This window comes from Amphritea sp. 1_MG-2023, assembly GCF_030547545.1.
Classification (GTDB): Bacteria; Pseudomonadota; Gammaproteobacteria; order Pseudomonadales; family Balneatricaceae; genus Amphritea.
On sequence record NZ_JAUOQE010000001.1, the window covers coordinates 34,711 to 61,022 of the forward strand.

The 26,312-nt window shown below is 46.8% G+C and carries 26 protein-coding genes; 12 read left to right on the top strand and 14 right to left on the bottom strand.

The window, feature by feature from the left end; translation table 11 throughout:
- Nucleotides 1-44: 44 nt before the first annotated feature.
- The 4 genes from Q4488_RS00145 to Q4488_RS00160 form a co-directional block, all read right to left on the bottom strand.
- On the bottom strand, nt 45-2,204 hold the full coding sequence (locus Q4488_RS00145) for a diguanylate cyclase (protein WP_303578415.1): 2,160 nt from the start codon (nt 2,202-2,204) through the stop codon (nt 45-47).
- Nucleotides 2,205-2,375: 171 nt separating this feature from the next.
- Complete coding sequence (locus Q4488_RS00150; RefSeq protein WP_303578416.1) at nt 2,376-3,290, bottom strand: diguanylate cyclase; 915 nt, start codon at nt 3,288-3,290, stop codon at nt 2,376-2,378.
- 691 nt (nt 3,291-3,981) lie between these two features.
- Nucleotides 3,982-4,326, bottom strand: coding sequence for a LysR substrate-binding domain-containing protein (locus Q4488_RS00155; protein WP_303578654.1), 345 nt, complete (start codon nt 4,324-4,326; stop codon nt 3,982-3,984).
- Nucleotides 4,212-4,895 carry a LysR family transcriptional regulator gene (locus Q4488_RS00160; RefSeq protein WP_303578417.1) on the bottom strand — a complete coding sequence of 228 codons (684 nt, stop codon included), beginning with the start codon at nt 4,893-4,895 and terminating at the stop codon, nt 4,212-4,214. The genes Q4488_RS00155 and Q4488_RS00160 overlap by 115 nt, the downstream gene beginning before the upstream one ends.
- Before the next feature lie 163 nt (nt 4,896-5,058).
- Here Q4488_RS00160 and Q4488_RS00165 point away from each other — a divergent pair, with 163 nt between their 5' ends.
- The 3 genes from Q4488_RS00165 (at nt 5,059) to nfsB (ending at nt 7,542) form a co-directional block, all read left to right on the top strand.
- Nucleotides 5,059-6,072 (top strand): zinc-binding alcohol dehydrogenase family protein, encoded by a 1,014-nt coding sequence (locus Q4488_RS00165; RefSeq protein ID WP_303578418.1) that lies wholly within the window; start codon nt 5,059-5,061, stop codon nt 6,070-6,072.
- A gap of 27 nt (nt 6,073-6,099) precedes the next feature.
- Complete coding sequence (locus Q4488_RS00170) at nt 6,100-6,723, top strand: putative quinol monooxygenase (RefSeq protein ID WP_303578419.1); 624 nt, start codon at nt 6,100-6,102, stop codon at nt 6,721-6,723.
- A gap of 162 nt (nt 6,724-6,885) precedes the next feature.
- Nucleotides 6,886-7,542 (top strand): oxygen-insensitive NAD(P)H nitroreductase, encoded by a 657-nt coding sequence (nfsB, locus tag Q4488_RS00175; protein ID WP_303578420.1) that lies wholly within the window; start codon nt 6,886-6,888, stop codon nt 7,540-7,542.
- A gap of 135 nt (nt 7,543-7,677) precedes the next feature.
- On the opposite strand, the gene Q4488_RS00180 is transcribed toward nfsB, so the two are convergent.
- Both Q4488_RS00180 and Q4488_RS00185 read right to left on the bottom strand, forming a co-directional pair.
- Complete coding sequence (locus Q4488_RS00180) at nt 7,678-7,887, bottom strand: hypothetical protein (RefSeq protein WP_303578421.1); 210 nt, start codon at nt 7,885-7,887, stop codon at nt 7,678-7,680.
- A 249-nt stretch (nt 7,888-8,136) separates the two neighbouring features.
- Nucleotides 8,137-8,313: a hypothetical protein gene (locus Q4488_RS00185; protein ID WP_303578422.1), complete on the bottom strand. Its 177-nt coding sequence runs from the start codon at nt 8,311-8,313 to the stop codon at nt 8,137-8,139.
- A 309-nt stretch (nt 8,314-8,622) separates the two neighbouring features.
- Between Q4488_RS00185 and Q4488_RS00190 the strand changes: the two genes are divergently transcribed.
- The 5 genes from Q4488_RS00190 to Q4488_RS00210 all read left to right on the top strand — a co-directional run bounded on the left by Q4488_RS00190 (nt 8,623) and on the right by Q4488_RS00210 (nt 16,621).
- Nucleotides 8,623-9,816 carry an efflux RND transporter periplasmic adaptor subunit gene (locus tag Q4488_RS00190; RefSeq protein ID WP_303578423.1) on the top strand — a complete coding sequence of 398 codons (1,194 nt, stop codon included), beginning with the start codon at nt 8,623-8,625 and terminating at the stop codon, nt 9,814-9,816.
- Nucleotides 9,817-9,819: 3 nt separating this feature from the next.
- A complete protein-coding gene (locus tag Q4488_RS00195; RefSeq protein WP_303578424.1) occupies nt 9,820-12,981 on the top strand; it encodes an efflux RND transporter permease subunit in 3,162 nt (1,053 codons plus the stop codon).
- The gene (locus tag Q4488_RS00200; RefSeq protein ID WP_303578425.1) at nt 12,974-14,404 is read left to right on the top strand and encodes an efflux transporter outer membrane subunit; all 1,431 of its coding nucleotides are present in this window, start codon (nt 12,974-12,976) and stop codon (nt 14,402-14,404) included. Before Q4488_RS00195 ends, Q4488_RS00200 begins: the two co-directional genes overlap by 8 nt.
- Nucleotides 14,405-14,621: 217 nt before the next feature.
- Nucleotides 14,622-15,308 carry a response regulator transcription factor gene (locus Q4488_RS00205; protein WP_303578426.1) on the top strand — a complete coding sequence of 229 codons (687 nt, stop codon included), beginning with the start codon at nt 14,622-14,624 and terminating at the stop codon, nt 15,306-15,308.
- Nucleotides 15,308-16,621 carry a HAMP domain-containing sensor histidine kinase gene (locus Q4488_RS00210; protein WP_303578427.1) on the top strand — a complete coding sequence of 438 codons (1,314 nt, stop codon included), beginning with the start codon at nt 15,308-15,310 and terminating at the stop codon, nt 16,619-16,621. The genes Q4488_RS00205 and Q4488_RS00210 overlap by 1 nt, the downstream gene beginning before the upstream one ends.
- An 81-nt stretch (nt 16,622-16,702) precedes the next feature.
- Here Q4488_RS00210 and Q4488_RS00215 read toward each other — a convergent pair whose 3' ends face one another.
- On the bottom strand, nt 16,703-16,996 hold the full coding sequence (locus tag Q4488_RS00215) for a DUF3861 domain-containing protein (protein WP_303578428.1): 294 nt from the start codon (nt 16,994-16,996) through the stop codon (nt 16,703-16,705).
- 93 nt (nt 16,997-17,089) lie between these two features.
- Nucleotides 17,090-17,560, bottom strand: coding sequence for a DUF2798 domain-containing protein (locus Q4488_RS00220; protein WP_303578429.1), 471 nt, complete (start codon nt 17,558-17,560; stop codon nt 17,090-17,092).
- 98 nt (nt 17,561-17,658) lie between these two features.
- On the opposite strand from Q4488_RS00220, the gene Q4488_RS00225 reads away from it, so the two are divergent.
- Nucleotides 17,659-18,099, top strand: coding sequence for a MarR family winged helix-turn-helix transcriptional regulator (locus tag Q4488_RS00225; RefSeq protein ID WP_303578430.1), 441 nt, complete (start codon nt 17,659-17,661; stop codon nt 18,097-18,099).
- A 39-nt stretch (nt 18,100-18,138) separates the two neighbouring features.
- On the opposite strand, the gene Q4488_RS00230 is transcribed toward Q4488_RS00225, so the two are convergent.
- Nucleotides 18,139-19,326: a benzoate/H(+) symporter BenE family transporter gene (locus Q4488_RS00230; protein ID WP_303578431.1), complete on the bottom strand. Its 1,188-nt coding sequence runs from the start codon at nt 19,324-19,326 to the stop codon at nt 18,139-18,141.
- Between the two features lie 120 nt (nt 19,327-19,446).
- Here Q4488_RS00230 and Q4488_RS00235 point away from each other — a divergent pair, with 120 nt between their 5' ends.
- Together Q4488_RS00235 and Q4488_RS00240 are read left to right on the top strand one after the other, a co-directional pair.
- Nucleotides 19,447-20,022 (top strand): helix-turn-helix domain-containing protein, encoded by a 576-nt coding sequence (locus Q4488_RS00235; protein WP_303578432.1) that lies wholly within the window; start codon nt 19,447-19,449, stop codon nt 20,020-20,022.
- Between the two features lie 193 nt (nt 20,023-20,215).
- Complete coding sequence (locus Q4488_RS00240) at nt 20,216-20,431, top strand: dodecin (RefSeq protein ID WP_303578433.1); 216 nt, start codon at nt 20,216-20,218, stop codon at nt 20,429-20,431.
- A gap of 67 nt (nt 20,432-20,498) precedes the next feature.
- Here the strand turns inward: Q4488_RS00240 and Q4488_RS00245 are convergent, their stop codons facing one another.
- Genes Q4488_RS00245 through Q4488_RS00265 form a run of 5 tightly spaced genes read right to left on the bottom strand, consistent with a single transcriptional unit; the run spans nt 20,499 to nt 24,047 of the window.
- Nucleotides 20,499-21,569, bottom strand: coding sequence for a mechanosensitive ion channel family protein (locus Q4488_RS00245; protein WP_303578434.1), 1,071 nt, complete (start codon nt 21,567-21,569; stop codon nt 20,499-20,501).
- Between the two features lie 26 nt (nt 21,570-21,595).
- Entirely contained in the window at nt 21,596-21,826 is a 231-nt protein-coding gene (locus Q4488_RS00250; protein ID WP_303578435.1) for a hypothetical protein, read from the bottom strand.
- A gap of 40 nt (nt 21,827-21,866) precedes the next feature.
- Nucleotides 21,867-22,184: an HPP family protein gene (locus tag Q4488_RS00255; RefSeq protein WP_303578436.1), complete on the bottom strand. Its 318-nt coding sequence runs from the start codon at nt 22,182-22,184 to the stop codon at nt 21,867-21,869.
- A gap of 43 nt (nt 22,185-22,227) precedes the next feature.
- Entirely contained in the window at nt 22,228-23,523 is a 1,296-nt protein-coding gene (locus Q4488_RS00260; protein ID WP_303578655.1) for a M18 family aminopeptidase, read from the bottom strand.
- Nucleotides 23,523-24,047 (bottom strand): FKBP-type peptidyl-prolyl cis-trans isomerase, encoded by a 525-nt coding sequence (locus Q4488_RS00265; protein ID WP_303578437.1) that lies wholly within the window; start codon nt 24,045-24,047, stop codon nt 23,523-23,525. Before Q4488_RS00265 ends, Q4488_RS00260 begins: the two co-directional genes overlap by 1 nt.
- Before the next feature lie 164 nt (nt 24,048-24,211).
- Here Q4488_RS00265 and Q4488_RS00270 point away from each other — a divergent pair, with 164 nt between their 5' ends.
- Nucleotides 24,212-26,296 carry a carboxy terminal-processing peptidase gene (locus Q4488_RS00270; RefSeq protein WP_303578438.1) on the top strand — a complete coding sequence of 695 codons (2,085 nt, stop codon included), beginning with the start codon at nt 24,212-24,214 and terminating at the stop codon, nt 26,294-26,296.
- Nucleotides 26,297-26,312 lie beyond the last annotated feature (16 nt).

Sequence of the window (26,312 nt, forward strand, 5' to 3'; positions counted from 1 at the left end):
GAGAAGCGGTCCTCAGCCAAACGGCTGTAGCAACACTATAGACGTTAGCTTGATGGCCCATTGCTCTGCAGCCGATCCACATCTCGCAAACCATCGGCATAAAAACATACCGTTTCTGCCTTTCTTTTAGCCGCATACATCGCAGCATCGGCCGCCGCAACCAGGTCGATTAAGTTGTCACCATCCTTAGCGTAAAGCGCCACACCAATGCTATTTGAAATTTTCGCATGGTTACTACCTAATTCAATCGGCTCATTTAAGCTATCGCTTAGCTTTTCAACGATAATCAGAATATCCGCCCGGCTGGGATTGTCCGGCAAAATGAGCGTAAATTCATCGCCCCCTATGCGCGCCAAGGTATCGCTATGGCGCAAGACACTACTGAAGCGGCGACTCACTTCTTTTAATAGCTGATCACCACACTCATGCCCCAAGCTATCATTGACGACTTTGAAACCATTTAGATCCATATATAACAGTGCCACGACCGTATTATTGCGCTGACATAAATCGAGTGTGTGTTGCAGTCGATCAAGAAACAAACGTCGATTCGGTAGTCCCGTCAACGAATCATAAAAGGCATATCGTTGTAAATCGGCGTTCACTTGCTTCAGTTCTTGTGTCCGACGGCTGACCAATCGATTAAGTTTTTCATAATAGCCAAAGGCAGATAACACGATAAACACCGCTAAAAGACCAAATACCGCCTGAGCGGCCAAAAAGTTCAGTGTATCACCGACCCTCAGAACCGTGACACCCTTTGGACTGACATGCAGGTTAAAGGTCCATTGATGATTAGCGAACTGCATCTCAAACTGATAACTCAGGCCTTCTGCCGCATCAACAGCCAACAACATATCGGGATTGCCAAAAACAGCGTTAGCCGGATTGCCGTTTTCATAGATATACAGCTCCATTAGTTGACTCGCATCCCTAAGGCTATGCTGAAGAATGTCGTCAACCTGAAAAACACCCACAGCAAAGCCGCGCAGCGCTTCATACCCACCGAGAGATATATTCGCTGAATCAACCCGTTGATAAACCGGTGAAAATATCAAAAAACCCGGCACATTTTTTTCCAATTGCACTAACTGAATGATATCTGTTGCTTTATCAACATGTGTCTCTTTAGCCGTGAGCATACTTTTTTTACGCTCGGGATTGGAAAAAACATTAAACCCTAAGGCCGCACGGTTTTCCTCCAACGGCTCGATATACTGTACAACAACTAACGGATCCGTTGGCGTTAACGGTGTGCCTTTAATCTTAAAATCAGCATAACCTTGCTGCTGCACAGACTGTTCAAACAGCGTCGCTTTGTGCTGCTCGATCAGCGGATTCCAAGACATAGCCTTAATACCCGGTCGATGCATTCTTAACCGCTCAGTTTGATCAATAAACGCCTCTTTAGTCACCTTGTCTGTTTGCCCTAGCCAAACGGCTAACTGTTTTAGAGCATCGGTGTAATCTTTCATATTCTGCTTAAAATTATTTTCAAGCGCTTCTGCTTTTAATACAAACTCATTGTTCGTGGTTTTCACTACCGTATATTCAATATATTGCTGAGCCACCTGAAACACCACGATGATCAATAGTAACGGCAGTGATAAGGCCTTCAGCAAACGTAAGCGAGTTAATCGATCAACCTGCCGACGCCGTAAACTCAAGAGTAACGGCGTGACCAGAATCACGCCCAGAAAATCGCCCGTCCACCAGATTGATATATTGGCCCAATGCACCTGTCGATCAATTTCGCCCAGCGAAAAAAATATCAACGCTTCATTACCAATAACGGCACTGATCAAGCAACATGCCAACGCAATCGCTATAAACATTGCTACATGGGAATATGAAGGGGCATCGAGAATATTAATACGGCGCAGATAGAGTAGTTTAAAATTCATCCAAACCTGTAGAACCGAACCCAGCGCGATCACCAACGAACTCAGCAATACCGATAGATCCAATTGCCCATGCTGCCAGAGATAAGACCCCGTGTTAAAGCTGAGTGAACCAAGCAACACGGCGGGCAAAAAACAGCGGCCAAAGATAAGACAACCGGCTAACGCCACGCCGGCAGGAGGCCATAAGGATACGATTTGAGCCTGAGGACTAAACACTGAAAAAAACCAGGCCGAACCGATATAGAGTAAGAAATAAAAAGCGTAAGCGCTTTTACTCAATAGCTTAGATTGAAGTTTCAAACTGTATCGACACTCCTTTGTATTACATTATCCTCAACAATGACACATTCGTTCGACACTAATACAGTCTTTTTTAGTTTAGTAGACGTTTGACTAAGCTGTCGCCAATCGCTCGTTTATAAAATAGGCCACCGGGCTAGCACTTAAAAGTCTATCCCGTTAGTAACACATCTATAGGCACATCAATCGATTTCGGCCGCCCTCTTTAGCCTCATAGAGACGATCATCCGCCATCTTTAACACATCGACACCGGAAACACCTCGCGCCGGTATCAGCGATGTTAACCCAACGCTCACCGTCAAGTATTGATTCACCGGAGCCCCCTTATTCGGTATTCGCAGTGCGCTGACTTCATCAATAATGGTTTGACTTAAGCGACGCGCTACGGCTAATGAGGTCTCTCCCCAGATAATGACAAACTCATCACCTCCCAACCGCGCGCACTGATCGACGCTTCTCTGCGAGTAACAGGATAAGATCTCGGTGACTTTAATCAGACATGAATCCCCCACATCATGACCATAGGTATCGTTTATTAATTTAAAATGGTCTAAATCAATTAACGCGACACATAGATTATGCTTTAAGCGAATACTCCGGTTAATTTCATTATCCAAAAACTCATACAGTACTCTGCGATTCGCAATACCCGTTAGGCTATCTGATTGAGCCAGCTTGTGCACACGCTCTTCGGCTAACTTTCGCTCAGTGATATTCCGATGAGAGATGACAATATAGCGAACATTATCGCTGATACAGGGGGTAACACTCATCAGAAACCATCGCCTTTCATCGGGACTATCACAGGGATACTCGAAATTGAATGTAGCGACTCGCCCCTCAATCACACGGCGAATACCATCGCCTGCAGAGAGGCCAAACATATCCCCTTGCTCAGCCGCCTTATCGCACTCATGTAGATAATTAACGCTGCGCCAATCCTGTCTCAATGCACAGCCATTATCCTTGCCAAACGCCAACCAACTGTTATTGGTATATTCGATACGACCCTGCTCATCGATGACGACGATACTCTCCGTCATTGAATCGAGCACCATACTCAGGAAACTCGTTGAGTGATTCAATCTAAAACCTCACTAGCTTTTGAGTCAACATTTAGTCCATTCATCAACCGCTAATCGTGACAAACAAAGCACGACTGCATTTAATATTATAATGCCCGTTTTTGACACACTAAGACTAGGGTTGAGACTCTGAGCAACCCATCAGGGGCATCGCTGCAACAAAATGCTCAAACCATCACTGCCATCGTCAGTAACTTATGCCATGCACACCGAGAATAGCCTTATCGGCGAGCTAGAACACCATACCAACGTTATCACGCGGTGAGAACCATTCGTCTTTATAAATGCCTAGAACCCTTTTAATAACAAACAATCATACGGCCTCATCAACGAGATGATAGCGCTATTGCTGTTCACCCAACAGATTTCATGCAGCACGGCCTAAGTCGAGATTATCAGCAGAGGAAGTTTTTACGCAGCTTGCCTAAAAAGGCCAATGATATTGAAACCCTAGAGTATCGTTAAGGCTAAGGAAGATACACACGGCTAAGTTCGACCGCATCTTAAACAGGGCTTGGACCACTATCAAAGCTGAACGATAAACCGCTATGTTGCTGTAACATGTTGGTTTGATAGCGCCGAGTCGGTGTAGCTTTAATCGACCAGCAACAAAACCGGGGGAGCATTCCTCCCGGTTTTTCAGCCTAAAAGGCTTGCTTATGTAGTCAAAGAAAAGCTCATAAACCAAGTATTACAGTAAATCCCCATAGCGCTCAATATTCGTTTTTCTAATAACCTCTTCAATAAAATCTAAAAACACCTTTACCCGCACCGGCGTTAACCGCCCCGGTGGCCGAACAGCCCAAATACGGGTTTCGGGCCAAATCTTATAGTCAGGTAGAACCTGTACGACCTTGCCCTGTTTAATCGCTGGACCAACATGCCATAACGAAGCCATTCCAATCCCCATATCCGCTTCCACTAAATCGGCAATCGCATCACCCCAGTTGGCGGTGATAGGCCCTGATACCGACACCTCATGGGTTTCACCCGCCTTATCTTTGAAGCGCCAATGGTTAGATTTAGCAAACGGAATGCAACGATGCTGAGCAAGCTCCGCCGGTGTTTGAGGATGCCCCACTGCTGCAGATACGCTGGCGAAGCCACTAAGATCATCGGGTTATCGGCTATGCGCCGGGCTAATAAACTGGTCGATTCGAGCGCGTGCATTCGAAAAGCAATATCGTATCCCTGCTCCACGATATCGATGGTTTTATCGGTAAAATCGATCTCAATTTGTAAATGAGGATACTTTGCTAATAATTCAGGGATAAAAGGGACTAGATAGATACGCCCATAAGAGGCCGACACCGTTAAGCGAATCTTCCCCTGTACCTTATCGTCGTCCCCCTTAAAGACGTTCCAAGTTTCCTCCACATCATCGAGGATACGTTTCGCATGTTCTAAAAACACCTGTCCATCATGGGTCAACGTGACGACCCGTGTCGTACGGTGGAAAAGTTTAACGCCTAACGTTACCTCTAACGCCTGTATCCGCTGACTGGCATTGGTTGACGATAAGCCGAACTCCTCCCCTGCTCGACCAATAGCGCCGAGTGAAGTAATACGCACAAATAACGCTAAGGTTTTTAAATCCAGATCCAAGACAGACTCCGCTCAACAGATAGATCGTTATCCATTCAATACTATCCCGAAAAACAGGAAAATCAATCCTGATATAGCTAGATGATCATTGTAAACGGGATAGCTAACATAAGCCTCATATTAAGCAAGACCAATCAACCGTTTACACCCAGATGAGGCGCCCATGAAAGCAATTGGATATCAAACCCCCGGCAGTATCGACCGTCAAGAAGCTCTCGTCGATATCAGTCTCGATCAGCCAATACCACAAGGCCAAGACCTACGGGTTAAGATTCAGGCCGTTTCCGTTAACCCCGTTGACTATAAAGTCCGACAGGGTATGCCCGCTCCTGAGGGTGGCTGGAATGTCTTAGGCTATGATGCCTCGGGGGTGGTTGAGGCGGTCGGCGAAGCGGTGCAAAACTTTCAAGTAGGCGATCAAGTTTTCTATGCCGGCTCCATGATTCGTCCAGGCACAAACAGTGAATACCATTTGGTAGATGAACGTATCGTGGCGAAAAAACCCACCAGCCTCAGCCATGCAGAAGCAGCGGCGATGCCGCTGACAAGCATTACCGCGTGGGAAGCATTATTCGATCGCTTAGATGTCACCCGTCCAACCACTCAGGGCGGCAAGCTGATCTTGATTATTGGTGGCGCCGGTGGCGTTGGCTCCATTGCGATTCAATTGTTACGCGCCCTGACTGACATGACTATTATCACCACCGTGTCACGCCCCGAGACGCAAGCTTGGGTGGAAGAGCTTGGCGCCCATCATGTTATTGATCACAGCAAACCGATGGCACCACAGATTGACGCCTTAGGCTTGGGTGCACCTGGATTCGTATTTTCGACCAACCACAGCCAACATCACCTCGCAGATATTGCTGAGCTAATCGCGCCACAGGGACGCTTCAGTTTAACCGACGAAGTCGACGCCTTTGACAGCCGCCCGTTCGTTATGAAGTCGATCTCCGTGCACTTTGAATTGATGTTTACCCGCTCCTTGTTTGGTACCAGCGATATCGCCGCCCAACACCAGCTGTTAAGCAAGGTGGCAGAACTGATTGATGCAGGAAAAATCAAAACCACACTGACCGAAATCGCCGGCCGCATTAATGCTGATAATTTGAAGAAAGTGCACGCACAGCTTGAAACGGGTAAAGCGCGGGGAAAAATCGTACTCGAAGGCTTCTAAACATCTAATTTCATCAGGAGAATCATCATGGCTTTTACTCAAATTATTAAATTTTCAATTAAACCTGAGTTCAGCGAAGCATTTGCCGCGGCCCTATCAGTGAATAAAAAAGGCGTTGCACAGGAACCCGGCAACCTTGAAATGCGACTCTATCGGGACAATGCTAACCCCAATCTATTTTTTGCCTATGACCGCTGGCAAGATGAAGCCGCATTAGCGACTCATATGCAGCAGCCCTACACAAAAGAGCTGCTAGCACTGGCAGAACAAGCGCAGGATAAACCGATTGAAGTATTTACCGTCAATGACACTCAGCCTGCCCCCATTGCATTAAAACAGGCCAACCCAGAAGATCCGTTATTTAACATCTTCTTCATCTTTAAAATTAAGCCTGGCAGTCGGGAAAAGCTGATCCAGCAGTTTGAAAAACACATCACCCACACCCGCACCGAAGACGGCTGCTTGCTGTTCGATCTTTACACCGTCGAAGGCGATGACGAAACCTTGGTTGTCTATGAGCATTGGCGCAAAGAATCTGATGTCTGGGACATCCATTTCAAGCAACCTTATGCCATGGAAACCGGTGCGTTAATGGAAGAGTGTGTCATCGGTGAGCTAGAACAATATATGAACTTTGTATCGCTGTTATAACCGTTACCCGCCAAAGCGCTATAAAACTGAAAAAGCAAAGCGTCGCGTGATTAACTCGATTAAACACGCCTGCAATTTAGATTAAAATGAGCGCTCGTTGAGTGGCTCAGCCATTGGCCAAACCACTCAACATTGCTCGAGATAGACTAGGAGAAAAATGACATGAACTTGACCGACATTGTGAAGTCTCGTTATTCAACTAAAGAGTTTGATAGCAATAAAGCCATCCCCGAAGCACAGTTTCAGCAGATCAAAGACGTCCTGCGCTATAGCCCTTCGAGCGTTAACTCTCAACCTTGGCACTTTATCATTGCCGATTCACCAGAAACACGTAAACGCATCAGCGCAGGTACTCAGGGAGCCTTTTCATTTAATGAAGCCAAAGTACTCAACGCGTCCCACGTTATTCTATTTTGTGCCAAAACAGATATAGATGATGCCTATCTGCAGCACCTGCTGACGGTAGAGGATAATGACGGACGTTTTGCTGAGCCTTCCTTTAAAGAGGGTGTGAACAATGGCCGTTCAATGTTTGTCAATTTGCACCGCTTCGAGCTAAAAGACGCACAGCACTGGATGGAAAAGCAGGTTTACCTCAACATGGGCACAGTACTGCTCGGCGCTGGCGCACTGGGCATTGATGCTGTCCCTATCGAAGGTATTGACACTAAAGCGCTTAACGAAGAGTTTGGTCTACTGGAAAAAGGCTATACAGCACTCGCCCTGATTGCGCTGGGCTATCATAGTCAAGCCGATTTCAATGCGGGTTTGCCTAAATCTAGATTGCCGGAAGACGAGATATTCACGCTGTTGTCTTAATCGCGGCGATCAGTTCGCTGATGATATCAACCCGATATCTTAATCATCAGCACCTATCAGGCTTTTCTAAAATCCCCCTTAGACAAGCCTGTTTTAAAGCCCCCTCGAAAAAGACAGTCTAGAAAATCATGTCATTTAAGCCATCGAGCGGTACTGCAAAATCAGACTAATAACATCATGATCGCTTGCAACCGCTTCCATCGCTTCATCTATGCGCCGGCGTTGCGGTAAAAATATATTAAATTTGTTACGTAAAACTTCGCTTACCTGTTCATCTGAATTAGGATCAAAAGTCTTGCCAGCAAAATTACAGATGCGTTGGAGCGTAAATGCTTTAGTGGTCATAAATATAATATCTGCTTAAGTAAAAGAAGCTCTGCCCTATAAAACTCATCAGCAGATAGCTAAAAACGGCCGCAATAGGCGGAAAATAAAACGGGAAAAGAAGTCAGTATATCGAAACGTTTAATGCTGATAAAAAATAAAAAAATGTTCGCGCCCTACTACGAACAATGCGACCGGCATATAGCCAGATTAAACACACATATCGAATACTAAAACAGGAGCGCGGGTCAAACAAATCAACAAGCGGAACTATCTAGGGGATGGTTTGCCTAATACGATATGCCGTGGGCCTGCATTATTTTCACGACCCGAAACACCCTTATCAATTTTCTGAATTTCACCACCCGCTTCCAAGAATGCGGCTGTCTGCTCGGCAATAGAATCATGAGTTTCATTTGCTGCTGTTTTTTTAGACTTAACTGCCATAAAGTAACTCCGTTTTAATGGTGACTAATAATAATACCATTTTTTTACCTCCGCTGTGCGGATATTTACAACACCCCCTATTTATGTTTGGTACTACCTTGTTTATTCAAGGTTTTTTAGATCCTCCGCTTACGCCTCAGAACGTTTTTAATCGCCTTACGACGCATTAACCCGACTTTAACCTTGTCCCTGTTAAGCTGAACCAATAACTGGACATCTATCAGTGTTGCGCTATTCAAAAATCACGATAGCCCGAATCGCTGATTCGTCTTAAGCCTCGTCTTTATTATTTATTTTTAGGAACATTCCATGATGAAATATTCAAACAAAATTGGGGGGCTAGTACTCATAACCGCGTTACTCAGTGGTTGCCTACAAGACAGTCAACCGACGAAAAGCGTGTCTGTCCCCGCCGTTTCCTACGTTAGTGTGACAACCGCCAGCCACAATATTAATACTCAGATGCAGGCCCGAGTGGTGGCCTCACAAGTCGCCGAAGTGCGGCCACAGGTGAGCGGTATTATTCAACAACGTCAATTTCAAGAAGGTAATTTAGTCGAACAGGGACAACTCCTTTATCAAATTGATCCGGCCAGCTATCAAGCCGCTTATAACGAAGCAAAAGCCAATTTAAACAGCGCTAAAGCGGCCCTACAGACCGCCAAATTAAAAGATCAACGCTATGCAAAATTGATCAAACTTCAGGGTATTTCGCAACAAGATGCCGACGATGCCCATGCCCTCTATTTAGAAGCGAAAGCTAATATTGAAAAGTATCAAGCGGCTTTAGAGACTGCGGCCATTGACCTTGAGCACACCAAAATCAGAGCCTCTATCTCAGGGCACATCGGCATCTCTAGTGTTACCAAAGGGGCGTTAGTGACCTCACAACAAACCTCAGCATTAGCCACGATCCGCACCTTAGACCCGATCTATGTCGATATGACAAAGAGCAGTACTGAACTATTAACACTGCGTCAATTAATTCGTGAGAAGGGCGTCACCCAAGGCACCACTACCGTCACACTCACGCTTGAAAACGGCAGTGAATACGATCACGAAGGCCAACTCAAGATGCAAGAAGTCGCCGTTGATTCCGCAACCGGCGCCGTTACCCTGCGCGCCGAGTTCCCTAACCCTGATGGCTTATTATTACCGGGTATGTTTGTCCGCACCCAGGTTAATGAAGCCGTCAATGAGAACGCTATTGTGGTGCCTCAACAAGGCATTTATCACGCCGCTGATGGCCAAGCCTATGCTTACGTGATTGATGATAATAATCGCGTAGAAAGGCGCATCGTACAAACCAGCGATGCCATTGACAACAAGTGGGTCATCACCAGCGGCTTGTCGGCCAACGATAAACTTTTAGTCGAAGGGTCTGGCAAAGTTCGCCCCGGCAGTGAAGTGCAACCAATACGTGTCAATATAGACGGCAACGGCTCGATGATATCTGTGGTAGAACCCAGCCCTGACGCTGCGTCATTACAAGGGGGGGCATAACCTATGTTTGCCCGTTTCTTTATTGACCGACCAGTCTTTGCTTGGGTTATTTCCATCATCATCATGCTCACCGGTATCGCCTCCATTATGTCGCTGCCGATCGCGCAATATCCCAGTGTTGCGCCGCCCGTTATCAGCGTCAAAACCACTTATAGCGGAGCCGACGCCGTAACGGTTGAAAACAGTGTGACGCAAATTTTAGAACAGCAATTAACCGGTCTTGACGGATTGCTGTACTTCTCATCATCCAGCACCTCTGATGGCACAGCAGAAATTCAAATCACCTTTGAAGAAGGTACTAATGCTGATTTCGCCCAGGTTCAGGTGCAAAACAAAGTTCAACAAGTCAACTCGCGACTCCCCGACTCGGTCCAATCTCAAGGGGTAACGGTAACTAAATCAAACTCTGATTTCCTCTTGGTCACCGCCGTCTATGACTCCACTGACCAAGCGAATGCATTTGATATTGCGGATTACATCTCCTCTAACATGTCAGATAGCATAGCGCGTGTAGATGGTGTCGGTGATATCCGTGTGTTTGGTGCAAAATATGCGATGCGCATCTGGTTAGATCCAACCAAATTAGCTGCCTATGAATTAATGCCATCCGATATTATCAGTGCTTTGGAGGCACAAAACGTACAGGTACCTGCAGGTAAGATAGGCGCCTTACCCGCCTTAGCGAGTCAGGAGCTCAATGCCACCGTCACCGCACAATCGATGATGTCTACGCCGGAACAGTTTCGCAACATCATCGTAAAATACGATACATCGGGGGCCAATGTTCGCTTAAGTGATCTTGCTCGGGTCGAAATTGGCAGTGAAAGTTACGATGTTATTCCTCGCTTAAACGGCCACCCAGCGTCAGGTATTGCCGTGATGTTATCACCAGGTGCGAACGCACTCGACACCGCGACCCTGGTTAAGGAAAAAGTCGCTGAGCTGGCAGCTAACCTGCCCGACGGTTACGAGATCACCTTCCCAAGGGACAGCACCGATTTTATCAAAATTTCAATCAGTGAAGTGGTACAAACCCTCGCCGAAGCGGTCGTGCTCGTTGTACTGGTAATGTGGTTGTTTCTTCAAAACTGGCGGGCTACGCTCATCCCCGCCATCGCCGTACCCATCGTACTGCTGGGCACCTTTGGTGTGCTCTCGGCGTTTGGCTTTTCAATTAATACCTTAACGATGTTTGGTATTGTCTTGTCCATCGGTTTACTCGTGGATGATGCCATCGTGGTGGTGGAAAACGTTGAGCGCTTAATGCGCGAAAAAAATCTATCACCACGGGATGCCACCATTGAATCGATGTCAGAGATCAGTAGCGCACTGGTGGGTATTGCCGTCGTGCTATCGGCGGTATTCTTACCGATGGCCTTTTTTGGCGGTTCAACTGGGGTTATCTATAAACAGTTCTCTATCGCCATTGTCTCATCCATGACCCTGTCGGTAATCGTTGCTCTGACCCTCAGCCCAACCTTATGCGCCAGCCTGCTTACCAAAACCGAACATAACAGCAGTGGCAAAGGATTTTCTGCCGGCTTTAACCGCTTATTTGATCGCATGACAGCATCCTACACCGGTCATGTACAAGGCATTATCAGCCGCAAAATACGCTGGGTGTTAGTCTATGGGGTGATTGTTGTGATTCTCGGTGTATTGATCGTGCGTCTGCCAACAAGCTTTTTACCGCAGGAAGACCAAGGCAGCATCATGTACCAAATTAGCTTGCCGAGTGGTGCATCGATCAAACGTACCCGCGCCGTTGCCGAGCAGGTAGAGCAATACTTGGCTGAGAATGAAACGGATAGTGTTATTCGCGCCTTCTCGGTGGCGGGTTTTAACTTTTCAGGGAGTGGACAAAATGCCGGTCTAGGCTTCGTATCATTAAAACCCTGGGGTGAGCGCCCTCGAGAAGATCAAAGTGCCGATGCGTTGATTCAACGAATGAATCAAAATCTATCATCGGTTCGGGATGCGAATATATTTGCCATGTCGCAACCGGTCATTCGAGGTTTAGGCCAAAGCAACGGCTTTACCTTTGAATTACAAGCGGCCTCCGGCACCAGCCGCGCTGAATTAACCGCCCTCAAGAATGAACTGTTAACCCAAGCGCGACAAAGCGGCTTACTCACGGCGATCAGGGAGGGAGCCCTCAGTGAGACGCCACAAGTTAAAATTGATATCGATAGTGGCAAAGCAACCGCACTGGGGTTATCTCTGGCGGATGTTGCCAGCACTCTTACCTCGGCTTGGGCAGGTTCCTATGTGAATGACTTCATCGATGATGGTCGAGTGAAAAAAGTCTATATTGAAGGTGATGCTGAATATCGCTCTAAGCCTGACGACCTCAATCAATGGCATGTTCGCGGCCAAAATGCCGCCGGCGAAACCACCATGACGCCGTTCTCGGCCTTCAGTACGTCCTCTTGGTCAAGTACACCGCAAAGTCTGTCACGCTTTAATGGTATTGCATCCTACGAGATACAGGGTGCGCCCGCCAGCGGTGTTAGCTCCGGCCAAGCAATGGATGAAATGGAACGCCTCGCCCAAGAGATCGGTCAAGGCAAACTTAGCTATGCTTGGAGTGGTTTATCCTATCAAGAGAAACTCTCCAGTGGTCAATCGACAATGCTATACGCGATCTCGATCTTGGTGGTTTTCCTCGCGTTGGCCGCCTTGTATGAGAGCTGGTCTGTGCCGCTATCGGTTATTCTGGTGATCCCGCTAGGCGTGGTTGGCGCGGCATTAGCCACCAGCATGCGAGGGCTAGAAAACGATATATACTTCCAAGTGGCAATATTGACGACCATTGGTCTGGCCTCAAAAAATGCCATTTTGATTGTCGAGTTTGCCGAAACGTCCTATCAACGGGGTGCTTCGTTAATTGATGCCGCCGTACAAGCCGCCAAGTTACGCTTGCGTCCGATCATCATGACGTCGTTAGCATTCATCTTTGGTACTTTACCCCTAGCACTGTCATCCGGCGCAGGGGCCAATAGCCGCATCTCGATCGGTACCGGTATTGTCGGTGGCACCTTCACCGCAACCGTATTGGGGATATTTCTGGTCCCCCTCTTCTTTGTGTTGATTCGTGGGCTGTTCCCGTCAAGACGCCCCGTGTATGACGACGCAGCAACGTTAGAGGAACGTAATCATGACTAAGTTAAGTACTGACATACCTCGTCCGGCTAGGTTATTACCCCTCGCCTGCGCTCTCTTACTTGCCGGTTGTAGCTCGCTCGCGCCAGACTATACGCGCTCCGAGCTACCGCTCGCCAATGATTGGCAGCACTCACTCGATACCAATGTTGCAGGGCTATCCGCCGAGCAAGCCGTACAGGTGCCGTGGAAGAACTTTATCCATGAGCCTCTTTTAGCCAGCGTGATTAGCTTAGCACTTGAGAGTAATCGAAGCTTACGTCAATCCCTTGCCGATGTCGCCGCTGCTCGCGCCACTTATCGGGTTCAGCGAGCCGATCAATTGCCGCAAATTGATGCGGGATTAAGTGGCGATCGCAGCCAATCCTCCTCCGGTGATATAAGCTCTAGCTATCAAGCCGAGATCGGCTTAAGTAGCTATGAGATTGATCTATTTGGCAAAAACCGAAGTTTAACTGAGGCTCAAATGGAAGCCTATTTAGCCAGCGAAGCAACAGCCAAAGCCGCTAAAATTTCGCTTATCGGAGAAATCGCCAATGCTTGGCTCACTTTAGCCGCGGATCAAAGCGCCTTGACGCTAGCCAAAGAGACCATGGACAACGCTCAACAAGCCATGGAGATCACTCAGAAGCGTTTAAGCCTCGGTGTCGATTCAGAAATTGATGTGCTCAGTGCGGCCACGATCTATCACAATGCACGCGCGGATACAGCTGCTTACAAAACGCAGGTAGCGCAGGATATCAATGCCCTGAACCTGCTCGTCGGTGAAACACTCGATGACAGCCTGTTACCCATCGCCCTACCTGATAGCGCAACATTGGTGAATGATGTGCCTGCGGGATTATCCTCATCGGTGTTACTGCAACGCCCCGATGTTTTGGCGGCCGAGCACAGTTTAAAATCTGCTAATGCCGATATTGGTGTCGCCCGAGCGGCATTTTTTCCCACCCTATCATTGACCGCTACCGGTGGTGTGGCCAGTACGCTTCTGACAGATCTCTTCAGTGGGGGCAGTTCTATTTGGACAATCGCACCTAGCTTAACCCTGCCCATTTTCGATGCGGGCTCGAATGAGGCTAATCTCGCCTACAGTGAGGCGATACAACAGAAAACACTGGCGGCTTATGAGTATGCGATTCAAAACGCTTTCGCAGAAGTCGCCGACGCGCTCGCACGACGGACAACGATCCAACAACAATTGGATGCCGAAAACGCTTTAGTGACAGCCGCTACTCGTCAGTACGATTTATCATTAGCCCGTTATAGCAATGGCGTTGATAGCTTTCAAAATACCTTGGAAGCGCAGCGAACCCTGTATAGCGCCCAACAAGCGTTAATTACCACGCGCCAAGCCGATCTGAATAACCGTATCGTACTGTATCGTGTTTTAGGTGGCGGACTGAGCGATGCGGCAGTATCAAGTTAGCGTTACGCTAGCGTTCTTGGTTCAATCCTCAATTAAGTTCTGAGTTCTGAGTTCTGAGTTCTGAGTTCTGAGCTAAGTTCTGAGCTAAGTTCTGAGCTAAGTTCTGAGCTAAGTTCTGAGCTAAGTTTAAACCTAGCTTAGAACACTACATCGATACCACGACATAAGCTATATTTTCAGGTGATAGCGTCGCTAGGTATAAAGGAAACGTCGATTAATGATGAATGTACTTCTGGTGGAAGATGATCTTGATCTTGCCACCACTATTGTTGATTATCTTGAGATTGAAGCCATTCAATGTGATCACGCCAGTAATGGTCTAATGGGATTGAATTTAATACAAAGCAATCATTACCAAATGATCATGCTGGATATTAATATGCCCAAAATGGATGGCTTAACCCTGTGTAATACACTGCGAGAAAAAGGCATGGATATTCCCATACTCATGCTGACGGCTCGTGATGGTCTCGAAAATAAGCTACAAGGATTTAAAGCCGGTAGCGATGACTATTTAGTCAAACCCTTTGATATGCAAGAACTGGTAGCCCGTGTGCAAGTGCTTGCTAAACGCCGTAGTGGTGAAGTAAAACGTCTCATATTAGGCGATTTAACGCTCGATTTAACTCAGCATACGGCACAGTTAAAACAGCAAACACTCAAACTATCCCCTATCGCGTTTAAATTATTAGAGGCGCTCGTGCGCGCTAGCCCTCAACCCCTGAGCCGCCAACACATTATGCAAGCTGTCTGGGGGGATGAGCAACCCGACAGTAATAGCTTAAAAGTCCATATCCACCATCTACGTAAACAGCTCGATGTGAACAGCAGCAACATCACCTTAGAGACAATTTCAGGTATTGGCTTCGCCATCAAAGAACAACCTAAAGAAGGGTCTTCATAATGAAAATCAGGCCAAGCCTCAAACTGTATTTTTTTATCAGTGTCGTGCTGCTTGGCTCAGTCATGGCGATCGGCTTTTCTTTATTAAGCGCTAATTATTTTATTAATGGGCTCGATAAAGGATTAAATATCGTGATGAAGGATATCGCGAAAACAGCAACAGTCGAAGATGGACAACCCATTGACCTTATTGGCTTTAATATCGCTAGCCGTTGGCAAGATACGCCTGATATTATTCAGAAAAATTTTGTATCTCCGCCAACGGAGGCTGGACAGTTACAGAAATTAAAAGATCAATCCTCTATCTTTTCCATTCCTGAGAACATCTATTTTGTCGTTCTTACTTACACACCATCAGGGGAAAAAAGATTTGTTTCGAAGGTCATCCTCGAAAAAAATCGTCTCGATGCGAACGCGGCAAAACAACCCAAAAACCGTTTATATTGGGCACTTTTTACTGCGCTAGCAGCCATCACATTATTTGCCTTCTGCTTGGTTATGATCATGCAGAAAATAGCTAAGCCGATTGAATCTTTAAAAAACTGGGCTAAATCACTGACTCAAGAGAATGCACAAGCCCCTCCTCCCGATTTCTCTTATAACGAACTCAATGTTTTAGCCTCATTAGTTCAAAACAGCTTAGTATCGGCACATCAAAGTTTAGAACGTGAGCAGCAATTTTTAAGCTACGCAAGCCATGAATTACGAACGCCTATCGCGGTTATTCGTAGCAATGTGGATCTGCTTAAGCGACTCAGTGAAACATCGCCTCTCAGCGACAAACAAGCACTCACGTTACAGCGAATTCAACGTGCAGGCCTCACCATGAGTGACCTAACTGAAACATTATTGTGGCTTAGTCATAAAGATAAGCAAAACATCGCTCTCGTGCCGATAAATCTACATGAAAAAGTTAAACAGCTAACCGATGAGCTTAATTATCTACTTAATACAAAAAACGTTACCGTTAAAATAGAGACTGACGAAGCGCGTGTGAATGTCGCAGCAACCGCTTGCCACATTGTGCTCAGCAACCTTATTCGAAATGCTTACCAACATACGCAACAGGGGCTAGTCGAGATTAAACAGCAAGGCAGCCGCGTCACTATCACTAACCGTCACGAAAGCGATAAAGAATCGGCTCAGGTAACTAAAATAAACACTCAAGAAGTATCACTAGGATATGGCTATGGTTTAGGCCTACAACTTAGCGAAAAAATCATTAACCGTCACGGCTGGTTGTATAAGGTCGCTGATCTTCAAGGCTGTTATCAAGTCACCGTTGATTTTGACGGTCACGACCAAGCGACCTAACCACTCGATATAATACCCAGCGCCTCCTTGCAGCCAAAGTGGGAGGATTCGCCCTCCCCTATTTCAAACGCCCTATGACGGCTATAACGTTTTCTGCTTTAGATTTTTCATAAAGGCGGCGAAATGTGGCATCAAATTAACAAATAGCTCCTGTTTTTTATTGGCCAACATGATTCCGCCAAATAACTTAATGCCAAGCGCCAGCGGTGCCGCTTTTTCAGGGCCAACATCCGCTCTGCTTTTTAGTTTTTCGATGATCTCAAACAGCTCATCATGGCTTAAAAATTCAAATTCACAAATGTCATCGTCAGGCACAGAACCATCCGCGTTTTGAATGTGATCAATGCTTATTTTATACAGGTGTTGTTTCTTCATTATCGTTATCTCTCTTCGTTCGTCACGGTAAAGCGGGCACATCAATGCTCACGCTTCGATAAACGGTGTTTAATACTTCGGTTAAGCAGGCACTCAGCTCTTCAAATAAAGCTCGATTTTAGGTTTAACCGTCAGCGAGATAACCATCATTAAGGTTAACCCTAAAGGCAGTGCCGCTAAAAAGCTGAATGACCAGCCCGTCAAAAAATCAGCAAAATTGGAAAAACCAAGGGTATTGGCGGTGGTACTAAACGCCATCATCGACTCCATGATGCAAGCCATCATCCCACCTGTAACGAGATTACGGGCATGGGCATTCGCGTTTGGTAACCACAGTGCAACAAGCTTGGTGATCAACCCCATCAATAGAAATCCCACAGGCATCAAGATAAGAGCCGCTAAAAACGAACTCAGCCAATCGCTATAAAAAGTATTCGCGTAGCCGACATTCATATAGGTCATTACTCCGGTTAATGAACCGCCCATAACGCTCATGATGCTGACTACCACCAGCGCCTTATAGATCAGTGGTGTTTTCGATATTGAATCGGTGTGTACGCTCAAGATAGCTCTCCTGTCTTGATACAAATACAAATATAGTTGATAATGGCAACTATATTAACAATGGTTGACTTTGTCAACCATTTGCGCAGAGATTCGTTATGTCTGATCAATCATCATTAGAAAGCTTGTTTCACTTAGTCCACGGATTGAAGCGTCAATTACATCAACAAACTGAGCAACTAAATTTGGGTATTACACCCATGCATATTCGTGTCATCAAGATTATTCACCGCAAAAAGCCCTGTACCGCCATTGATATCGCCAGCTTTCTCGGACGCGACAAAGCCCAAGTAACACGCTTGGTTAACACCTTAATTGAACGGGGATTTATCTCCCGAATGCCCAATCCGAATGACAAACGCAGTCATTACTTATGTCCTACGGATGCAGGGATTGCCGTGATCAAAGAGATTATCGATATTGATGCCAAAACGGTTCAGACAATGACTGAGGGACTTACGTCAGAAGAACTAACGGAATTTCAGCGTATTTCAAGCATAATGGCGAACAACCTTCATCCGACGAGCGATTCTCACTAATCGCCCTTCTCGACTTTAATCGCCGGCCCACTTCTCCAGCTAAGCTCGGTCGCCACGCTGTAGATAGTAAGCGATGAGACCGATACACAACCCCCAAAAGGCGCTACTGATACCCAACAGATTCATCCCCGATGCAGTCACTAAGAAAGTCAACAGGGCGGCATCTCTCTCAGACGGCTCTGCCAACGCCCCTGACAAGCTATTACCAATAGTACTCAGCAACGCCAACCCAGCAACCGCCATCACTAATGCTTCAGGAAAAGCCATAAACAAAGCGGCAATGGTCGAACCAAACAAGCCCGTCAGCAAGTAAAAACCGCCCGCCCAGACCGCGGCCAAATAACGTTTGCTCGGGTCCTGCCCCGCTTCATTCCCCATACAGATGGCTGCAGTGATAGCCGCCAAGTTATAGGAAAAACCACCCAAAGGCGCTAAGATCACGCCCGTTAAACCGGTCCAGGTCAGTAACGGTGAAATAGGGGTGTCATATCCGTTGGCCCGCATCACCGCCACCCCGGGGACGTTTTGCGAGGCCATCGTGATAATAAATAATGGAATACCGATACCGATGATACTTTGCAGATCAAATACCGGCGTTACCCAAACGGGAGTCGATAACTGCCACTGTAGAACCTCTAGATTCAACTGCCCCTGAAAAAACACCACCAGCGTACCAATCAATAACACTAGCGGAATCGTATAGCGAGGCAAGGTAAGCTTGATCAACAGGAACCCCGCTAACATCAGCCCCACGAGCAATAGGTTAGTCCCCATCACCGTAAATAGATCAAGACCGAACTGCAATAAAACCCCTGCCAACATTGCTCCAGCTAGCGGCTGGGGCACATGATGCATAATCTTTTCAAACCAGCCGGTTATGCCGCACAATAAAATCAAGCCAGAGCTGAATATAAACAACCCGATCGCTTCATTGATCGGCACGCCGGATAACGCCGTGACCAACAACGCGGCACCCGGCGTCGACCAAGCGGTTAAGATTGGCGTACGAAAATAAAGCGAAAGCCCAGCACTGGTTAATCCCATACCAATACCTAAGGCCCATAACCAAGAACTCACTTCAGCAGGCGATGCACCTGCCACTTCCGCGGCCTGAAAGATAATCACCGCCGAACTGGTATAACCGACCAAAACCGCGACAAAACCAGCGGATATATGCGATAGGCTGAAACAACCGCTTAATTTTAAGCGACCCATTATTGATCCCATTCGAACAACCTCTTACACTTCATTAATTATTTGTGCGTTATAACATCCAAGATCAAAAGCGTATCACTGTGCGCTATAACGTACAACCAAAAGATAGCCACCGTAATTGGGAATATATCTGTGCAAGAAATTAATCAGAACATCGCTAAACACTTGAAGCAGCAGCGTCAGCAAAAAAACTGGAGCCTCGATCGGACCGCCAATGAAACTGGGGTGAGTAAAGCGATGCTTGGTCAGATTGAACGGGGGGAATCGAGCCCAACCATTACCACCCTATGGAAAATTGCCACGGGATTTCAACTCTCCCTCTCCAGTTTGATTGAATCCTCCAAGGAGCAGAACGACAGTACTGTGATCCGACCGGTGCTCGAACAACATAAATATTTAGCCGACGATAAAGCCCCTGCTCCGGCTATTTTTCCCTATGACGATCGCTTTGGCTTTGAAATGTTTGAGTTCATTCTTGAACCCGGTGTCGAACGACTATCCGATCCTCATCGCTCAGGGGTAACAGAACATGTAATCGTTATTAGTGGCACCATGGAATTACTCATCGATGGACAATGGCTAACGCTTGCCTCTGGTGAAGCGATACGCTTTTCCGCTGATCAATCTCACGGCTATCGCAACCTGTCTGAACAAGCTGCCGTGTTCCATAATATTATCCACTATGCAAAGGTGGTCAGTGAGGTATAAAACGCGTTCCACTGTTCGCGTATGACGTATCAACACACAGGTTGATTTTTTAGACTACGCTTAGGAAGGTGTGAATAAGTCAATTACGCCTCTGGCTTACAGAGAAGCTGGAGATCAAGGCAACCGTTACAGGCATACTGGTTATTCGCACCTTCCTTAGATTTATCTTTCAGCAGCCAAGGTAATAAAGCATATGTCTGATCATCATACATACAAGAAGATCGAGGTTGTCGGATCATCCGCCATCAGTTCCGACGATGCCATTCGTAACGCATTGGATCACTGCAGCAAAACAATTAAACAGATGGACTGGTTTGAAGTCGTAGAAACCCGAGGGCATATTGTGAATGGTCAGATCGGCCACTTTCAGGTGACCCTCAAGATTGGTTTTCGCTTGGAAAACAGCTAAGACTAAAGACACTTTAAATTAGCTGATATAGGGGTTAGCTGAATAACGCTACCACTCAGCCGGTTGCTTATGACGGCGAAGATGGCTGCTGAGCGGCTCCCTGCTGTTCAGCCGTCTCCTCATTTGCATGCTCAAGCTGACTCACTTGCGTGGTTTTCTGCTCAATCACCTCGGCTATACGCTGTTTATCATCGCCTGCCGTATTTTTGGCCTCCGCCTGTAATGCCGCTATTTCACTGAGCAGCAACAACTTTTTTTCTTCTCGCTCTTGCGCTGCTTCAGCCTTATCAAAAACGACGTCATCCGCGTTAAAGGGCGCATGGGCTGGTGTTTTAATCACCGAGGCCGGCAAAATTTTACTGTTTTCCGCTAAACGGCGCTGATTCATGAAGCTCGGCGAGACAATCTCAACATCGTTGCGATGCAAAGTATCGAGGATATTACGATAAAGATTAGAACGGGTGGTGAGTAAGCTGGTCACCTCAAGCAGTAAGCCACTCACCCGATAAGTAATCGCATAATCACCTAATTCGGTAATCTGACAGAAAGGCTCTGTCAAACCGGTTTCTTCTGCCGCTTGAATAAGAAGATGTTCGATCTGCCCGTGATGGAGATCGTAACCTAAGGATAACGTTGCAGAGATAATGGCACCATCCGACAACACCACTTCAATCGGATTTGAGATCAGATAGGTATTCGGTAGCGATACCAACTCTCGGTGCTCTGTTTGAATTTCAGTATCGAACAGACCTCGCTGTGAAACCCGGCCAAAATGATCACTAACCCGAATAAAGTCACCCACCCTAAACGGTCGCGTGTTGCGCAACATCACACCGGCCATCAAGTTTGTAATCACCGCCGTTGACGAGAAAGCAATCACTCCTGAAACCAACACGCCGATCAAGCCGATGACCTGATTACGCGTACTCTCACTCACCGGTAGTGCAATGGCAATCAATACCGTGCCCGCTAAGCTCAAGGCTAATAGTATTAGCTGTCGCGGTAGCTTACGTTCATTACCCATTTCGGGATGCCGCGCCAGCAATAGCCAGTGCAGCCCCAATAGACTCATCAGCACCAACATACCCGTTAACAACAACGGTAAAAAGGCAAAAACCTGCTCTAACAGTTGTTCCATAAAGCCCTCAGACAGCATTATTCGACTTAATCGCTAACGACTGTATAGGATACATTCCAGATATCACAGATATTCTCTATTATCGGCAACGTTTCTTCGCCAACATGACCTATAGTCACGCTGATATAAGCAGCCCTAGCCACGACTTTACGACAGCCATCGATCTCTGACAGACGCTGAAAAAAGGCATTTTCATCGGCCAAGCATTTAAATATCGGGGCGGTTATTTCAAGCTGCATGATTATAGAATACCCCATTATACGGGTATCTGCCGCACCCTGATTTACCCTGAAAGCATTAAAGCCAATAGACTGGGTAGTGCCTACCCGGATTGCGGGATATATTGTTAACCAACAGCGTAACCAGCAACATAACCAACGCCCCAGTTAAAATAGGAGGTAGCACATACAAATAGCCCATCGCATGGATACCTTCACCGCCAATAATAGCAATCAGTGCTGTAGCTCCACCTGGCGGGTGAAGTGTGCGGGTAAAGTGCATCGCCACGATCGCGAAAGACTCCGCTAAGGGGGCCGCGAAGAGTGGCTGATCACCTTCCTTAGAACATGGGACAGCAGATAAATCGAACACACAAAGCAACAGGCCGAGCGACATCACTATCGCTCGGCCTGAGATTTAACAGGGGTATAACAAAAACTTACACCTTCTCCTGCTGAAAATAACGCCTTAACACTTTCGCTAGATTGACAGGATCATCGCTGCCGGCCAATTCCCGAATTGAATGCATCGCTAATTGCGGCACACCGATATCAACGGTTTTAACGCCCAGTTCAGCGGCGGTAATCGGGCCAATCGTGCTGCCGCACCCCATATCACTCCGTACGACAAAAGACTGCAAGGTGACGTCTTCTTGCTGCGCAATATGGCGAAACAGCGCCGAGGTTTCACTATTAGAAGCGTAACGCTGATTGGCATTAATTTTAATTACCGCGCCGGCATTCATGCGTGGGCCATGATTACTATCATGCTTATCAGCAAAGTTAGGGTGTACCGCATGCGCGTTATCGACAGAAACCATCATCGAGTGAGCGATCATCCGGCTACGGGATTCAGGATCGGGCAGGATACGTTGCAACAGTTGTTTCAACATCGGTCCCTGCGCACCGGCAGCACTCATGCTGCCCACCTCTTCATGATCGTTACAGACCAACAAACAACTCTGCTCAGAATCGGACTCAATTAACGCCTGCATACCGATAAAGCAGCTCAACAAATTATCCAGTCGAGCCGCAGCAAAAAACTCATTATTCAGGCCAACATACGCCGGCTGCTGTACATCATAGAAACATAATTCGTAATCTAATATTTCAGCAACATCATCAATATGGCTGGCCAACAGTTCATTTTTCAGCACCTCACACAGTTGCATCTTAGTATCCCCCTGCAACTGAGCCATAATAGGCGGAAGATCCGTTTGTGGGTTAACATTCAACCCTTGATTCACCTCTCGATTAAGGTGAATCGCTAAATTAGGAATGACCGCGATCGGCCGTTTAAAATTGATCAGTTCGCTGCAAATACTGCCGTCTGTGCTGAGATAGTTAACGCGACCCGCTAATGAAAGATCACGATCAAACCAAGGATTGAGCAACGCGCCACCATACACTTCAACGCCTATTTTTAGACATCCTTGACTTTCAATTTCAGGATTCGGCTTAACTTTTAAGCAAGGGCTATCGGTATGGGCACCAACCATTCGCATGCCGGAATGCATTAAGTCGGCATGCACGCCCATATTCCAGGCAATGATGGATGACTCATTACGTACGATAAAATAACGACCACCGGGCCTCACATTCCAGATATCCTGCTCTTGAAGCTCGATATAACCCGCTTCCTGTAAGCGCCCCCGCATTTCATACACGGCATGAAATGGCGTGGGTGACGCGGCCAAAAATTCAAATAATTGCTGATTAAACTCATGTTTTTGCATCATTGATCGGCCTTTTCCTCAGGCAGGATTTCTAACAACTCAATTTCAAAAATAAGTGCCGAATTAGCGGGCACCATTCCACCAGGGCTGCGCGCACCATAAGCTAACTCCGAAGGCAGGTAAACTTTCCAGCGTGCTCCCGGCGACATCTTAAGTAACGCTAATCGCCACCCCTTGATAACTTTGTTCAGCGTAAACATAGGGTATTCAGTTTGCGATGCCGAACTTTCAAACACTTCGCCATCGACGGTCCAGCCGGTATAATTGACTCGCACTCGATCGAATACACGCGGTTTAGGCCCTTCTGCGGCAACTAATATCTCATACTGCAACCCGCTATCCGTCACAACAACGTCATCGCGCTGAGCATTCTCAGCTAAAAAGCGATTACCCATCTGTTTCGTTTCATCATTCAGGGCTTTGTCCAGCAACTGCTGATGAAACTGCTTTTCCTCTTCAGTTTTACCACAACCGGTGATTATGCTGACGATTAGCGACAACAATAAAATCTTAATACCCAGCATAATCACAATAGTAGTACCCGCTTCAATTTATAAACAAGAGTTAAGCTGTTGATTTTACATCAGCACGCGACAAGACTACACTCAGATTTTCTGAGTTACGGAACCAAGCGGGTTATTTGTCTGTCTCAGACTTTATATGTAGTAGCAAAACAGGAACATACAGTTTGATATACACACGCCCATTACGCCGCTTGCTCACCACCTCACTGGCTTTGAGTTTGCTGATAGCACTGCCCGTCAGCGCTATAACCAATACTGTTTTGCAACCTGCTCCCATTCATAAGCAGACAATCACCGATATTGTCACCTCATTGAATCAGGATCACTATAACAATATCGTACTGAATGACGCACTCTCCAGTAAAGTACTCGATCAATATCTAGATAGCCTCGATCCATCAAAGGTGTTCTTCTATCAATCGGATATCGATGAGTTTGAGCAATATCGCACTCAGATTGATAATGAGATCCGAAACAGCGATTTAACCGCGGCATACGCTATTTTTAACCGTTACCTTCAACGCTCTCAAACGCGTCTAGAAAAACTCATTGCAACCTTAGAAAGCCCCGATTATCAAGTTGACTTCAATATTGACGAGACCATTGAAACGGATCGTGAAGACAGTCAATGGCCCGTCGATGCAGCCGCCATGGATGAGCTTTGGCGTAAGCGGCTTAAGAGCGCGCTACTAACATTAAAGATCGCTGATAAAGATATCGATGCAGCCAAACAACTGTTAAGCAAACGCTATAAGAGTCAATTGAAGCGAACCACACAAACCAATAATGAAGACGTATTTCAAAATTTTGCTAATGCGTTGACCAAGCAGTTTGATCCACATACGCAATACTTCTCACCTCGCCTGTCTGAGAATTTCAATATCAACATGAGCCTCTCGCTAGAGGGTATTGGCGCGGTATTACAGAGCGAGAATGAAAACACTAAGGTGGTGCGTCTAGTGCCTGCAGGCCCTGCCGATAAGGCGGGCCAATTAAAGCCTGCTGATTTAATTATTGGCGTTGGTCAGGGTGAAGATGGCGATATTGAAGACGTCGTCGGCTGGCGTCTTGATGAAGTGGTTGATCTCATCCGCGGCCCTAAAGATAGCGTTGTCAGACTCAATATCATTCCCTCCGATGGGGACGATAGCCATCAAAAAATCATTAAAATCACACGCAATAAAGTCAAACTGGAAGAGCAAGCCGCGCAAAGCAAAGTTATTGAGCTACAACATGGCGGTAAGCCCTATAAACTCGGTGTCATTAGTATTCCCGCCTTTTATATCGACTTTGCCGCCTTACAACGCGGCGATAGAGATTACAAAAGTACCACCCGGGATACCGCGCAGTTGATTAATGAACTGAAGCAAGAGGATATCGATGGCCTGATTATTGACTTACGTAATAACGGTGGCGGTTCACTGCGTGAAGCCAACGAGTTGGTTGGCCTGTTTATCAGCCGAGGTCCGACGGTACAGATCAGAGATCCGCTCAATCGCGTCAACATTCAAGCCGACCTTGACCCTCGAGTGGCTTACAATGGCCCGATGGCGGTATTGGTTAACCGCCTCAGCGCATCCGCTTCAGAGATATTTGCCGGCGCCATACAAGATTATCAGCGAGGCATCATCGTCGGCAGTCAAACGTTCGGCAAAGGTACCGTACAGACACTATCACCGCTGCATCACGGACAGATCAAACTGACGCACGCTAAGTTTTATCGCATTTCGGGTGAAAGTACGCAGCATAAGGGGGTTATCCCAGATATTAGTCTACCAACGATCTATGACACCGATCAGATCGGCGAGAGCGCCTTAGAGGGAGCCCTGCCTTGGGATACCGTGTCTGAAATTCCTCATCAACGCTATCTTAACTTGAGCGCGATTCTGCCAACCTTGAGTCGTCGCCATACCTTACGGACGCAGTTTAATCCAGACTTCCTGTTCATGGACGCGCAGATTAAACGTATGCAGGAAAACAAGCAGGATAAAACCATATCACTCAATGAAACGACGCTTAAAAACGAACGTGCCACCTCTGAGCAATGGTTACTCGATCAGGAAAACACACGCCGCATCGCTAAAGATCTACCGACTGTCAGCGCCTTAGCTGAATTAGATGACCTATTAGAGAAAGATTCACAAGGACGTATTATTAGCCCTGAACAGGAAGCACTGCTAACCGAAACCGGCAATGTCTTATTGGATATGATTGAACTGACGAATAACTATATCGCCATTAAAAACTGAGCCATCAAAGGTTGAT

Bases quoted from the DNA above. Each gene is read 5' to 3' on its own strand.
- Q4488_RS00165 (WP_303578418.1), top strand. From the start codon at position 5,059: ATGAAAGCAATTGGATATCAAACCCCCGGCAGTATCGACCGTCAAGAA.
- Q4488_RS00170 (WP_303578419.1), top strand. From the start codon at position 6,100: ATGGCTTTTACTCAAATTATTAAATTTTCAATTAAACCTGAGTTCAGC.
- nfsB (WP_303578420.1), top strand. From the start codon at position 6,886: ATGAACTTGACCGACATTGTGAAGTCTCGTTATTCAACTAAAGAGTTT.
- Q4488_RS00180 (WP_303578421.1), bottom strand. From the start codon at position 7,887: ATGACCACTAAAGCATTTACGCTCCAACGCATCTGTAATTTTGCTGGC.
- Q4488_RS00185 (WP_303578422.1), bottom strand. From the start codon at position 8,313: ATGGCAGTTAAGTCTAAAAAAACAGCAGCAAATGAAACTCATGATTCT.
- Q4488_RS00190 (WP_303578423.1), top strand. From the start codon at position 8,623: ATGATGAAATATTCAAACAAAATTGGGGGGCTAGTACTCATAACCGCG.
- Q4488_RS00195 (WP_303578424.1), top strand. From the start codon at position 9,820: ATGTTTGCCCGTTTCTTTATTGACCGACCAGTCTTTGCTTGGGTTATT.
- Q4488_RS00200 (WP_303578425.1), top strand. From the start codon at position 12,974: ATGACTAAGTTAAGTACTGACATACCTCGTCCGGCTAGGTTATTACCC.
- Q4488_RS00205 (WP_303578426.1), top strand. From the start codon at position 14,622: ATGATGAATGTACTTCTGGTGGAAGATGATCTTGATCTTGCCACCACT.
- Q4488_RS00210 (WP_303578427.1), top strand. From the start codon at position 15,308: ATGAAAATCAGGCCAAGCCTCAAACTGTATTTTTTTATCAGTGTCGTG.
- Q4488_RS00215 (WP_303578428.1), bottom strand. From the start codon at position 16,996: ATGAAGAAACAACACCTGTATAAAATAAGCATTGATCACATTCAAAAC.
- Q4488_RS00225 (WP_303578430.1), top strand. From the start codon at position 17,659: ATGTCTGATCAATCATCATTAGAAAGCTTGTTTCACTTAGTCCACGGA.
- Q4488_RS00230 (WP_303578431.1), bottom strand. From the start codon at position 19,326: ATGGGATCAATAATGGGTCGCTTAAAATTAAGCGGTTGTTTCAGCCTA.
- Q4488_RS00240 (WP_303578433.1), top strand. From the start codon at position 20,216: ATGTCTGATCATCATACATACAAGAAGATCGAGGTTGTCGGATCATCC.
- Q4488_RS00245 (WP_303578434.1), bottom strand. From the start codon at position 21,569: ATGGAACAACTGTTAGAGCAGGTTTTTGCCTTTTTACCGTTGTTGTTA.
- Q4488_RS00250 (WP_303578435.1), bottom strand. From the start codon at position 21,826: ATGGGGTATTCTATAATCATGCAGCTTGAAATAACCGCCCCGATATTT.
- Q4488_RS00255 (WP_303578436.1), bottom strand. From the start codon at position 22,184: ATGTCGCTCGGCCTGTTGCTTTGTGTGTTCGATTTATCTGCTGTCCCA.
- Q4488_RS00260 (WP_303578655.1), bottom strand. From the start codon at position 23,523: ATGCAAAAACATGAGTTTAATCAGCAATTATTTGAATTTTTGGCCGCG.
- Q4488_RS00265 (WP_303578437.1), bottom strand. From the start codon at position 24,047: ATGCTGGGTATTAAGATTTTATTGTTGTCGCTAATCGTCAGCATAATC.